The sequence below is a fragment of the Nocardiopsis sp. iso_25 genome (assembly GCF_056173305.1).
This window is the reverse complement of the sequence record NZ_CM149667.1, coordinates 4,030,717-4,043,402: the sequence shown is the minus strand read 5'-3', so window position 1 is coordinate 4,043,402 and position 12,686 is coordinate 4,030,717. Positions and strand designations below refer to the sequence as shown.

Below are 12,686 nucleotides of genomic sequence, written 5' to 3'. Positions count from 1 at the left end.
GTGCAGTTCATGGTGCTGGTGTGTTTCTGTGACCGTGTTTCTTTCCTTCTTTTTCGACGCCCGCAGGAAAAGTTTCCGTCGAATGCTGTGAGCTCCGTCGCGCGCCGCCGGGAAACACCTTTCGCCCTCCCTGTTTCGGGAAACGGGTCGTCCGCCGTTCCGGCGGCTTCTAACCTGGTGGCCATGAACGACCAGGCCTCCTCCACCGCCCCGGTCGGTGGCGACACGCCCCTGACGGTCGCGCTCCGGGAACCGGACCTGCCCGGCCGCGTCCGGAAGGAGCTGGCCGCCTACCCCGACGACACCGGCGAGGTCCTCATGGACTCCGCCGTGGAACTGCGCCGTGCGGGACGCGACGACCAGGCCCGCCGCCTGCTGGAGACCGTGCGCGAGCACCCTCCCACCTCCGAGGACGGCCAGTACGCCTCCGTTGAACTGGCCGACCTGCTGCGGGAGAGCTCGGACCCGCGGGACAGGGCGGAGGCGGAGCGGATCACCTCCGAACTGCTGCGTCCGGGCCACCTGGACGAGGGGCCCGCCGACCTGCTCGGTGAGGACCTGCGGGAGCTGGAGCGCTGGGACGAGGCGCTGCGCTGCTTCAACATCGCCGCCCGGCAACTGCTCGCCGAGCCGCCGGAGGAGCTCGCCGACGAGGACGACCTCTCCCTGTCGCCGATCGTCAACCGCCTGCTGGCGCGCATGAACCTCGGCCTGCCGCACGACGGCCACGACGAGGTGGCCCTGGTCGTGGCCCAACGGCAGGCGCAGGGCGCGCTGGGCCTGCCCTACGAGGAAGAGGGCTGGCCGGAGGAAGACGGCCCGGCCCGGGAGGTGGAGGCGCTCTACTCCCGCGCGGCCTTCGACGGGGCCCGCGTCCGGGGACTGCTCACGGGGCAGGCCGCCGAGCACGGCGACGACGCCTACTACCGCGCCGCCGAACGGAGTCTGCGCGAGCGCGACCGCGAACACCCCGGAACGCAGCGGGGCGTGGTACTGCACGGCGTGGAGGACATCGTCGAGTTCGCCGAGCGCTCCGGATTGGACCCGGCGGACGACGACACCGTCCGGACCTGGTCGGACCTGGAGCTCTCCGCGGACGACCCGAGGCTGCGGTCGTGGCCGCCCGGCCGCAACGAGCCCTGCTGGTGCGCCTCGGGACGCAAGTACAAGAAGTGCTGCGGCTCACCGTCCAACCGGTGACCCGCGCCGCCTCCGACGGCAAGGTCCCACGGGCGCTCCTCGGCTCCCCCTGAAACCGGACCTTGCCGGTGGTGGCCGGACCCGGCCACCACCGCGCCCGGGCGGACACGACCGGTGAGAATCGCCCTGCCGGTCACAGCCCTGGGAAAGAGGAGAGTCGCGAGCGTGGACAGGCACGGCTTCGGAGGACTGGTCACCGACGAACAGTGGGAGCGCTTGACCGCGTCGGCGGTGACACGCAGGTTCGCCCGGGGGGAGGCGCTTCTGCGACAGGGCGAGGTCGGCGGAGGGGTGCACCTCGTGCTGAACGGCCGCGCCAAGGTGGTCTCCATCAGGGCCGACGGCTCCTGCGTCCCCCTGGCCTTCCGCACCCGCGGGGAGATGCTGGGGGAGTCCGTCCTCGCCGGGGCCGAGCGCCCCAGGAACGCCACGGTCACGGCCCTGTGCCCGAGCACGACCGCCTTCCTCCCCGCGGACCGCTTCCGCAGGGTCGTCGACGAACTCGGTCTGGGCAACGCGCTGTGGCACAGCGCCCTCATGCGTCAGGACGAGGGCGACCGCCTCAGGGTGCAGCAGTCCTCCCTCCCCGCCGACCGCAGGCTGCCCGCCGCCCTGCTCCACCTCGCCTCGGTGATGGGCGAACCCCTCCCCGCACCCCTGTCCGAGGACGGCGCACCGGTCACGCGCGGATGCCTGTTGGGAGTCCCTCTGGCCCAGAGCGAGATCGCCGGATTCGCGGGCATGTCGCGCACCTCCCTCCACCACGCCTACACCTCCCTGCGGGAGCGGGGCGTCATCCGCACCGGACGGCAGTACGTGGCCATCCTCGACCTGGAGGCGCTGGAGGCCCTGGCGGCCGGAGACGAACCGGTGTGACGGCGGACACTCCACGCCTCCTGTGTTCAGAACTGAACACCACGGGACTCGTGTGCCGGGGAGTGTGGTCCCGTCCGGCCCGAGAGAGGGCCCCCGCACCCCCAGGAGTCCCCGGTGGAGATCGACCTGTCCCGCATCGGCAAGAGCGAGCCCCTCCCTCCCTACCGCGCCGTGCTGGCGGTGGACATGGAGAAGTTCAGCGCCAGCAGCGCCCGCCACCAGCAGTACATCGGCCGGTTGATACCGCAGGTGCTGGAGGAGGCGTTCACCCGTGCCGACATGCTCCCGGTGTGGAAGGACGCGCGCTTTCCCCGCCACAGCGGCGACGGCTACGTCATGGGAGCCGAGCCCGAGCACCTGCCCTACCTCATCAGCCCCTTCCTGGAGGAGCTGCAGAAGGAGCTGGAACGGACCCAGCCCTACCTGGCCGCCCTCGACCGCAACCTGCGCATGCGGCTGCGCGCCAGCATCGACGTCGGCCCCCTGCCCGACACCGGCGACGGCAGCGGCATCGACGCCATGGGAGAGGCGATGATCAGCACCCACCGGCTGCTGGACTCCGAGCCCGTGCGGCGCGAACTGGAGGCCTCCGACCCCGACACCACCCTGCTGGCCACGATCGTCTCCCGCCGCGTCTACGAGGACGTCGTGCTCGGCGGCTTCGCCCCCGTCCGCGCCAGCCGCTGGCGGCCAGTGCACGCCTCCGTCCCCTCCAAGGACTTCCAGGCCGAGGGCTACCTGTTCGTGCCCACCCCCTCCTGGGTCCCCGGCGCGCACGCCGAACCCGGGGTGGCCCCCGCGCCCGAGCGGAGTCGCCCGGCCGGGCAGTCCCCCGCCGCGCCGGGCGGGACCGTCCCCACCACGGGCAACAACGTCGGCCACAACGACCGCGGCCAGGTGGTCCAGGCCGGAACGGTCAACGGCGGCGTCTCCTTCGGGGGCATGACCGATGAGCGCTGAGGACGCTCGGAACGAGGAGGAGAAGCCACCGGAAAGCGAAGCGGAACCCGGTTCCGGGGCCGAGTCCGAATCACATCCGGTGTCCGACAGGGAACCCCCGAAGCAGTGGTCATCGAGCAACACCGTCCGTGACAACCGAGGCCAGGTGGTGAGTGCGGGAAGCATTCCCGGAGGCGTCCACTACCACGAGCACATCGGGGAGTCCACCACACGCCGTCTCCGCCAGGCAACGCGGATCGGCCAGTCCCGTGTCGACGACGTGATGACCACCTTCTGCCCCAGTGACGCCGGTCGCTACGAGACCTTCCTGGCAGAGCTGAAGGCACACGGCACAGGAGTGGTCACCGGAGAGCCCGGAACGGGTAGGGGCATCACCGCGGTGCACGCCCTCGCCACACTGCGTGGGGGCATCCCCGTCGAAGAGGTGGTCGCCGACCCCGAGGACCGGGACGGAGGGTTCACGGGCCTCAACATCGAGTCCAACCACTCCCGTTTCCTCGACCTGACACACCTGGGCAGGCCTACCAAGCTTCAACACGCTGGCCTGCGTGCACTCGTGGAGGAGATGCGCAAGGCCGGTGCGTTCTTCGTCATCATCGCGCGTCCAGGCCAACGGGATGACTATCTGGCCGAGCACCACGCCTGGTTGCGCATAGACGGCCCGGCATGTGCCGTCGACGTTTTCCGCAAGGTGATGGAGAGCCGCTGCGGTATCCGCGCAGCGGAGCGGTGGTCCAACGCCCCCGAGGTCCGCAAAGCATTGGAGGGAGCAGAACCCGAGCGGGGCACCAGACTCGCCCAAGAGGCGAAGAGGGCTCAGCCGTCTCTCCCTGTGTCCGAAGAGGATTACCACACGTGGGTCGACTCCGTTCTCAAGGGGTTCGCCGACGCCACGGAGGAACTGACCACCTGGTTCGCACACCATGATCTGGAAAAGGAGTTCCAGCGTGTGCTTCTGGAGGCCGTGGCACTGCTCGAGGGCGGACGCCGCACGGTCGTTGTACGGCAGGCCCACAGTCTGGCTGATCACTGGAAGATTCCGTCGATGTGGCGGACACCCGTCTCGGGAGACGGGTTGACCACCCATCTGCGGGAGATCCGCGCGCACGTGCGTGAGGACCGTATCCACTTCAACCGTCCAGGATTCGGTGATGACGCGCTCGACTACCTGTGGAGAGAGCATCCCAGCGCGCGGAAGTCCCTCCAGGAGTGGTCCAGCGAAGCCGTCAGAGACCTTGACTGGAGGGAGAGGGCCGCATCCGGTCGCCGCTGGCTGCGCCTGGCACAACGCCACGGTGATCCAGCTCCGGTCACGATGATGATCGACCGCTGGGGAAGCTCTCCGACCCTGATGTGGGACGTGATCCCCGTGATCGCCGAAGCCGCCGTCTCTTCGGGGCTGGGACCGGCGGTGCGTTCCCATCTATACAAGGTGGCTACCTCGTCCGGGGTGTCCCTGCGCGACCGGACCGTGGTGGAAGTGTGCCGGGTCTACGGCAGAGTTCAGCCGGGAACTGCCCTGACACGGCTGAGGCATGTCGCCGAGAAGGCGTCGGCGACGTGGGAGCAGAGTCTGGTCCAAGCCTTGGAAGACATCGCTGGTGAGCCGGGCAACACCACTGTGGTGTTGGAGGAATTGGCCGAGTGGACCGCGAAGGCGGAGAGGGGCCGCAGGGCGTTCGTCGCGGCACTGGCTCTGGGGCGGGTTCTGGCTGACCGCGGCGGTGGAACGGTGCCGAGGGTGATGGGCGAATTGGAACGGGGAGAGGTCGCCCCAGACGTCGTGGCCGCTGCCTGGGTGGGAGCGGGCTCTGGTGGAACTGAAGCTGGTCGTGCCCTCTGGTCCTGGTTCGGCGTGTTGTCCCAGAGACAGGTCGACTCCGAAACCTCCCGGATGCTGTTGCGCGCGGCTGGGGCCAACGAGCGATTCCTCCTCACTCTGAAACGCAACTTGAGGCGTTGGCGACAGGCCCATACACGGAGGGCACCGGTGCTTGAGGAACTGCACCGTGTACTGAACAAGAACGAGGAGGACCGGTGACCGACAAGCGGCTCCGTACGCGGGGCGACGTACCCATCTGGAGCATCGCCTTCCGGGCCCCGGACGAGACACGCGTGTTCCAGGCTCGCGTGCCCAGCCGTTCGGAGGGGATGTGGTTCGAGGCCGATTTCGAGGCGACGGTCGCGTGGAACGGTTCTGGCGCCTCCGCCCGTGCGAGGGCCCTGGCACACATCCAGCGGGAGGTCATCCGGGTCGCTTCCGAGCGGAGCGCCCAGTTCCACCTGGGAGACAGGGGAACAGCCGAGGCGGACATCGCCTGTGCGCTGGCGGATGGGCGGTTCCTCCAACAGGAGGAGGTGCGTGACCTCGCGGTGACAGCGGCCTTGACTGTGGATCCGGATGACATGGCCCTGGAACGGGAGCGCGAGCGCGTGGGTACACAGGAGGAGATCCGCGCGGCCCTTCACCAAGTACGCATGCGCCGGGTACGTGAGCTACGGCGCGACGTCCTCAGTGATCCCCTCGTGGCGCGCGTGTGGTGGTTCGAGCAGAATCCGGACCGCCTCAACGAGGTCGAGCACGCCGGTGCGGCCCTCGATCTGATGGCCACACCGGAGGAGGACAGCGAGAGCATCAGAACACTTCGGGAGAGCGAGGGCGATCCGGTCCTGGACGCCTTCCTGTCCGATCTGGAGGACCACGAGCGAACCTCGATGTTGCGGCGTCTGACCGAGATCCTCGAGGCCTTCGAGCGTCGCGACCTCATCGAACGCCTCCGGAACAGGTGGCCGCAGGGCTGACTCCGACCGGTGGGCCATGGGCGCTGACATGGGCGTCCGTGGCCCGCCGTGTGCGGGCTGTCGTGGTGACCTCAGGCCCGGTGGCTCCGTCCTGTCCCTGTGCCGCTGCCCGGAAGGTCGCGGTCGAGGCGAGGGCGGGGGAACGGGCGCCTCAGTGGTGTGGCCACACACGGTCACCAGAGTCGAAAAACTTCTTCGTAATCATGGTTGGCTGTATTCACAGTCCGATCTATGCTGTCATGAACCTACGGTTTCTGTGAGTGCACACAGCCCCGACAGCCGGACCGAGTTCCGAACGCGAGCCCCCCGGCTCTGCATGCCGACTGTTCCGTGACCGGTCCGACCAGGGTGACGCCAACGCCCCCCGTGGCGCCGCCCACCGCACCTTTCTCCGTGAGGGAGGCGAAACGATGGGGAGCAACGCCCGCCAACGGATCATCGAGCAGGAACAGACCGCTGTGGACCGGGCCCACCGATGTCTGGAACGGCAGCGCGGCCAGACCACACGGCTGGCCACCGCCGACGCCGCCGCCAGCGCCAAGGACAGCGCGGCCCAGCACGAGGAGTACGCACGCTGGGTCGCGCAGTACGAACTCGGCGGACAGCAGCTCGTCGTCCAACGTGTGGACCTTCAGGAGGAGAGCGGCGACGAGACCTTCTACGTGGGCCGCAGAAGTGTCCGGGACGAGGACGGGAACGTCTTCGTCATCAAGTGGTCCAGCCCGGCGGCGGTCCGCTGGCGCCGTGAGCGGGGAACCGAGAAGGGCGCGGTGACGCTTCGCCGACGCCTGCGCTGCCACGGCGAACGCGTGGTGGACTACCACGACGAACTCGTCCGCAAGGCCGACGAGCCTTCCTCGGAGCAGGCTTCCCCGGCCCAGGTGGCGGCCGCGATCCGGGCCCGGAAGGAGCAGGAGGCGGGCACGGCACAGGACCCGTTCCTCCTCCGGGAACTGGACCGCTCCCGCGACGGTCTCATGCGCGACATCGTCGATACGATCCACCGCGACCAGCTCGACCTGGTCTGCCACGACCGGCCCGGGGCGCTGGTGGTCCAGGGCGGTCCGGGGACCGGCAAGACCGCGATCGGCCTGCACCGTGTCACCTGGCTGCTGGACAACGACCACTTCACCCCGGGCCAGATCCTCGTCGTCGGCCCCAGCCAGTACTTCCTCGACTACGTCAGCGAGGTGCTGCCCTCACTGGGCACACGCGGTGTGACCTCGCTGCGCGTCGACGACCTGTGCCCGGGGCGGAGCGGAGGTCACGACACCGCCGAGCAGCACCGGATCAAGTCCGATGCCCGGATGGCCGGGGTCCTGCGCCAGGCGGTCCGCCAGACGGTACGCGCGGGGGCCTGGTCGAAGTTCCTCGACGGCGATCAGCTCAGAATCCGGGTCGACGAGAGCCCCCTGGCCGTGGCCGAGGCCGACATCGAGCGGACCTTCGCCGAAGTGCTGGAGTCGGACGCACCCCTCAACGCCCGCCGCCAGCGCTTCACCGACCTGCTCGTGGACCGCATGCTCGACCAGATCTCCTACCGGCACCGCCGCCAGGGACAGGCACTGCGCCGTCGCATCACCTCCTCCCTGGCCGGACCCGTCAACGCCACCTGGCCCCGGGTCTCCGAGAACCGCCTCTACCGAAGGCTGCTCGGCGACGCCCAGGTCCTGGGACAGGCGTCCGAGGGCGTCCTCACCGCCGAGGAGCAGTCCGCCCTGTACCGGCCCGCGGCCAACCGGACCGGGCAGGAGTCCTGGACCAGCGCCGACCTGCTCTGTCTGGAGGAACTGCGGATCCTCCTCAACGGAGACACCCCCGACCGCTACCGGCACATCGTGGTGGACGAGGCACAGAACCTCACCCCCATGCAGCTGCGCGCCCTGGCCCGCCGCTGCCCGAGCGGTTCCCTCACCATCCTGGGCGACCTCGCCCAGTCCACGGGCACGCACAGCCACACCGACTGGGCGGCCCTGACCGACCACCTGGAACTGCCCGACGGCTGGGAACTGCAGGAACTCACCCTCGGATACCGCATCCCCAGCCAGGTGATGCACACGGCCGTCCCCGCCGCCGTGGCCGCCTCCGAACTGACCACCTTCCCCGAAACGCTCCGCGAGCCCCGGGACGGGGAACTGACCATGGCCCGTCTCGCCCCTGAGGACCTGATCGATGGTGTCCGTGAGCGCGCGACCGAACTGCTGGTCAAGGGAGGCGAGCGCTCCGTGGCGATCGTCGCCGACGACGCCTCCCCGTACCTGCAGCCGATCGCGAACGCCTTGGCGACCGGCCCCGCACCCGCCGAGGGCACCGTCCGAGCCCTGGCGGCCTCCGACGTCAGCGGCCTGGAGTTCGACCACGTCATCCTGGTGGAGCCGCGCCAGATATCCGACTCCGGCCCCGGAGGCCACGGACGGCTCTACGTCGCGCTGACCCGGTGCACCCAGACCCTGACCGTCCTGCACACCGGGCCTCTGCCCGACACCCTCGTCGACCCGTCCGCCCCCGTGACAGACCACGAGAGGACCTGCACCCGTCACCACGCCGACGGTCAGCGGTGCCGCAACCGCACGAGTTCCCCGGACGGCTGGTGCCGGCGGCCCGGATGCGGCGGTTACCGCACCAGGCGGGCCCGGCGCCCGGAGGGCCAGCCGACCGTGCTGGGTTCGCCCTCCGGGCTGGACACCGGAGCCCGGTTGGAGCCCTCCGTGCGGGCTGCCGCGATCACCGTCAGCGCCGCGGCGCGCGCCCGTTTCGCGGTCCGCCACAGGGCCACGGCCAGGGAGGCCGAGGTGGAGATCCGCGCCATGCTCGGCGACTTCCTGACCGAGGGCCGACAGGCCCGGCGCACGGACGGGTGCTGGCACCTGGAGCGCGACGGCTACCGGCTGGTCCTGGACCGGTCCGCCGCGTCGGTGGTCGACTACCAGACCGTGCACGCCGAACGCAGCTGGGCCCAGCACAGGGCGGGGATCGACTCCCGGATCTCCCAGCGCACAAGGCACAGCGACACCACCACAAGGCACCGTGACACCGCGACCGAGCGGATCGAGGAGCAGCCGATGAGCGCGCCCACACCACCGGTTCCGCCGCAGCCCGGGCCCCAGGACCCCACCGCGGCCGAGCACCTGCGCCTCTTCCTGGCCGGAATCGCACAGCGGGGGGAGGCCCGGGACCAGAGCGTGTACGGCTTCCTGCGCCACAGCCTCATCGCCGACCTGTACCGGGCGGGGAGCCGACCGGACGACCAGGAGAACGGCGACGTACTCTGCCATCTCTCCGGCCTGTCCGTGCTGTACCGCGTTCTGCCCGAGGAGGACACGGGTTACGAAAGGCTGCGCCGTGAGGCCCTGGAGTTGCTGGAGGCGCGCTGGGCCCGGGGAGCGGAAGCCGACCGGGTGTGCCTCGTCCTCCCCGCTCCTCCCGAGGAGGACTGGTCGGCCCCGGCGCTGCTCGGCGCCCTGGGGGTGTCGGTGATCTGGCGGGAGGCGGACACGTGGCGCGGCGAGAACGCGGCCCTGATCGCCGGGGAGCGCGTGCACGCCGACCAGGCCTGAGCCCACACGCCGCACGTACGCGACGGCCCCGTTCCCGTGCCGAGAACGGGGCCGTGCGGCCGGTCGAGGACGCGAGCACCACCGGGCAGACCCGCCGTGGGCTGGACGGGGAGGAGGACGGCGCCTTCCGGATAACGAACCGCCCGGGGTTCCCGCGAACCCTAGGCTGGTTGCTATGACCGACCACGATCCCGCCACCACCAGCGTTGACGCGCCCCTGACGGCCGCGCTTCGGGAACTGGACCTTCCCGGCCGACTCCTGGACGACCTGGCCGCCGAACCCGACCGCACGGGCGAGCTCGTCATGGAGTTCGCCGAGGACCTGAACCGCGCGGGACGCGGAGACCGGGCCCGTCGCCTGCTGGGGGCCGTGCGCGATCACCTCCCCACCTCCGAGGACCGCCAGTACGCCTCCGTCGAACTGGTCAAACTCCTGCGGGAGAGCCGGGACGCGGGGGACACCGCCGAGGCGGAGCGGATCACCTCCGATCTGCTCCGCCCCGGCCGCCTGGGCGAGGGGCCCGCCCAACTGCTCGGCGAGGACCTCCAGGAACTGGGACGGTGGGAGGAGGCGCTGCGCTGCCACAACGTCGCCGCCCGCCAGTTGCTCGCCGCGTCACCGGAGGACCTCCGGGACGAGGACGATCTCTCCCTGGCGCCGCTCGTCAGCCGTTTGCTGGCACGGATGAATCTGGGTCTGACGCGCGACGCGCACGACGACGTGGCCCTGGCCGTGGCCCAGCGGCAGCTGGAGGGCCTGGCGGGCTTCTCCGGTGACGAGGGCGGGGCCCGGGAGGACGAGGGCCCGCAGGAGAAGGTGGAACCGGTCTACTCCCGCGAGGTCTTCGACGAGGCTTGCGCCCGGGGACTGCTCACGGGGGAGTACGTCGAGCACGGCGCCGACGTCTACTACCGCTCCATCGAACGAACCCTCCGGGAGCAGGACCGCGAACACCCGGAGGCGCGGCGGAGCGTGGCGCTGCACGGGGTGAAGGAGATCGTGGAGTTCGCCGAGCGCTCCGGCCAGGACCCGGTGAACATCGACACCGCCCTTGACTGGGTGTACCTGGAGCTCTCCGCGGACGACCCGAGGTCGCGGGCGTGGCCTCCCGGCCGTAACGAGCCCTGCTGGTGTGACTCGGGGCGCAAGTACAAGAAGTGCTGCGGTTCGCCCTCGAACCGCTGACCGCACACGGCTCCACACGCCGTATGCGCCCGCTCTCCTCGGAGCCTGAGGAGAGCGGGGCACCCCGGCCCCGGGTCCTTGCCCGCCGATGCCAGAGGCCGTGCGAGAACCCTTCCACCAACCTCCGGGTCCCCTCCTCCCACTTCACCGGGGAGAACACCGCATCCCCCATCTGGGGGGACACGGGAGGAAAACCGGTGACTCGGGTGGACCAACAACGGTCCTGCTGTGGAAAGGCACCTCGCACCATGGTCTCTTTGGCAGACTCGGGACATGGATCTCCGACGACGCCTACGCTCCACTCTCGCCGCGAAGTGCGTGGGTTCGGTCCAGGGGCCGTCCGCGGTGGTCGATCTCAGTCCCCGGGGAGTGGAAACGACGGTCGTCTGCCGCCCGGTGGCCGCCCAGGAGGCGCTGCGACGAAGAGCAGGCCGAACCCTGGGAGACAGGCTCGGGGTGTTCGAGGTCCTGCAGGCGCTCCCCCTGGAGGAGCGGCTACCCCTCGATTCCCTCACCAGCAGGGAGAGAGCCATTCTCCCAGCGGTGCCCGGTTGGGCACTGAGGAGGAGCGACCGGAGCATCCTGAGGCTGGCCGACATACCTGTGCACGTGGATATGGCCGCCGTGTGGGGCGAAGAGCCCTTCGAAGCCCTTGATCAGGCCTGCCGTCTCGGCCCGGGAGTGCCGCGCATGGCGGTGTGCGGGACCCCCGGGGACGATTTCGAACGGGCGGTGCTGGAGGCCGACTACCACGGCATCGGTCTTGCCGTGGCGCGGGGTGAAGAGGCCCGAGTCCTGGTGGAACCCCGGGTGAGGGCCTCCGAAGCGGAGGCCGCCCTGCGCTGGCGTTTCGCTGAGCGCGTCCACCGGGCTTTGGACGCGCGGAAAGGCCTCAGCCCCCCTCTCCAGCCCAGTACCTCAGCGCACCCGACGGGGTGAACGGACCGTTCGCGCGCAGAAATCGCCCGTTGTACTCGCCATAGCGGTGCAGAGCGCCCGCGCACAGGGCTCTCCACCGGGCCTCAGCCCCTCCGCGGGTGGTCTCACGGCTCAGGTCACTCCACCACCGCGACCAGACAGCCATGTTGTGTGCGTGGGCCTGCGCCGTGTCCGAGTGATCGTGCAGGGTGTTCAGCAGTCGGCCGACTGCGCCGCTGCCCCTCGCCTCTCCCGCCTCGACGCAGGGAACGCAGGTGCAGCGCAGGAGTTCGCCCACGGGCTGCTCGGCGAGCCGCATCCCCCGTACGTAGGCCATCAGGTTCGGGTCCAGGACGTTCGGGCTCCTGTTCCTGGTGAACACCCGTGGGTCCTCCCAGGGCGGCACTGTGTGCCGGGTGGAGGAGGTGTCGCCGATGGACGTGAACGGAGCACCGTGGACCATCGCGTCCAACCCCGCCAGGTCGGTGCGCAGGAGAGCGGTTTCTCCCGCCTCGAAGACGGTCTCCCTCAACGCCTGTGCTCGGGACGCGGACTCGACGGGATTGCCGCGGGCACCCAGGATCAGCGCCTTGGGAGCGCGTATCCGCTGCAGGAGGGACACCAGCTGTTCACGACGGCTCAACCAGAGGGCATCCAGGGGAACAGCCAACACCACATCGGCGGCGTCGAGGGCGTCGACCCGCCCCGCTGCCTGTCGTAGGGCCTCTGCTCCGTTCTCGTCCGCCGTCAGGAAACCGGTCGGTGTCAGGACCAGGTCGGCGCCGCTCATGGTGAGCTGGTGCAGTGTCTCCCTGAGCTGGTCCTCCTCGAAGAGACTGGATTCCCGGAGGAGGAAGGGTGCTTCGGGGGTGGCCACGTGGGACTCGTACGCGGAGGGGTCCAGGACCACGGGGCAGGGGCGTTCGCGGGCTCTGACGAAGTCCCGCACGTGGGAGGCCGCTCTTCGTCCGGAGAAGACCACACCACCGGTGGACGAGGACACCTGCACCAGAGGGGCGTGCTCGGGGCTCTTCACATGGAGTAGGACACGGCCGCGTACGGCGGCCAGTGGATCGGTGGGAGCGTGGTCGAGGGCTGGGGAGGGGCTCGGTCCTGGGGAAGGGGGCACCGCTTCACCTCGGGGTCCGCGTGGGCGACTGCACGTAGCGTTCCCGTGCGCGTACTCC

At 70.1% G+C, this 12,686-nt stretch carries 9 protein-coding genes; 8 read left to right on the top strand and 1 reads right to left on the bottom strand.

Going from position 1 to position 12,686, the window contains the following annotated elements; all coding sequences use genetic code 11:
• Positions 1–183: 183 nt before the first annotated feature.
• The 8 genes from AC0VX6_RS17455 to AC0VX6_RS17420 all read left to right on the top strand — a co-directional run bounded on the left by AC0VX6_RS17455 (position 184) and on the right by AC0VX6_RS17420 (position 11,520).
• On the top strand, positions 184–1,200 hold the full coding sequence (locus AC0VX6_RS17455) for an SEC-C metal-binding domain-containing protein (RefSeq protein ID WP_475465256.1): 1,017 nt from the start codon (positions 184–186) through the stop codon (positions 1,198–1,200).
• Positions 1,201–1,365: 165 nt separating this feature from the next.
• On the top strand, positions 1,366–2,076 hold the full coding sequence (locus tag AC0VX6_RS17450) for a Crp/Fnr family transcriptional regulator (protein ID WP_274973738.1): 711 nt from the start codon (positions 1,366–1,368) through the stop codon (positions 2,074–2,076).
• A 114-nt stretch (positions 2,077–2,190) separates the two neighbouring features.
• Entirely contained in the window at positions 2,191–3,036 is an 846-nt protein-coding gene (locus AC0VX6_RS17445) for a hypothetical protein (RefSeq protein ID WP_475465254.1), read from the top strand.
• Complete coding sequence (locus AC0VX6_RS17440; RefSeq protein ID WP_475465252.1) at positions 3,026–5,077, top strand: hypothetical protein; 2,052 nt, start codon at positions 3,026–3,028, stop codon at positions 5,075–5,077. Before AC0VX6_RS17445 ends, AC0VX6_RS17440 begins: the two co-directional genes overlap by 11 nt.
• Positions 5,074–5,838: a hypothetical protein gene (locus AC0VX6_RS17435; RefSeq protein ID WP_475465251.1), complete on the top strand. Its 765-nt coding sequence runs from the start codon at positions 5,074–5,076 to the stop codon at positions 5,836–5,838. The genes AC0VX6_RS17440 and AC0VX6_RS17435 overlap by 4 nt, the downstream gene beginning before the upstream one ends.
• A gap of 410 nt (positions 5,839–6,248) precedes the next feature.
• Positions 6,249–9,395: a HelD family protein gene (locus tag AC0VX6_RS17430; RefSeq protein WP_475465249.1), complete on the top strand. Its 3,147-nt coding sequence runs from the start codon at positions 6,249–6,251 to the stop codon at positions 9,393–9,395.
• A gap of 175 nt (positions 9,396–9,570) precedes the next feature.
• Positions 9,571–10,581: an SEC-C metal-binding domain-containing protein gene (locus AC0VX6_RS17425; RefSeq protein WP_475465248.1), complete on the top strand. Its 1,011-nt coding sequence runs from the start codon at positions 9,571–9,573 to the stop codon at positions 10,579–10,581.
• 345 nt (positions 10,582–10,926) lie between these two features.
• Complete coding sequence (locus AC0VX6_RS17420) at positions 10,927–11,520, top strand: hypothetical protein (protein ID WP_475465247.1); 594 nt, start codon at positions 10,927–10,929, stop codon at positions 11,518–11,520.
• Here AC0VX6_RS17420 and AC0VX6_RS17415 read toward each other — a convergent pair.
• Complete coding sequence (locus tag AC0VX6_RS17415) at positions 11,474–12,535, bottom strand: hypothetical protein (RefSeq protein ID WP_475465245.1); 1,062 nt, start codon at positions 12,533–12,535, stop codon at positions 11,474–11,476. The genes AC0VX6_RS17420 and AC0VX6_RS17415 overlap by 47 nt on opposite strands.
• Between the last annotated feature and the right edge of the window lie 151 nt (positions 12,536–12,686).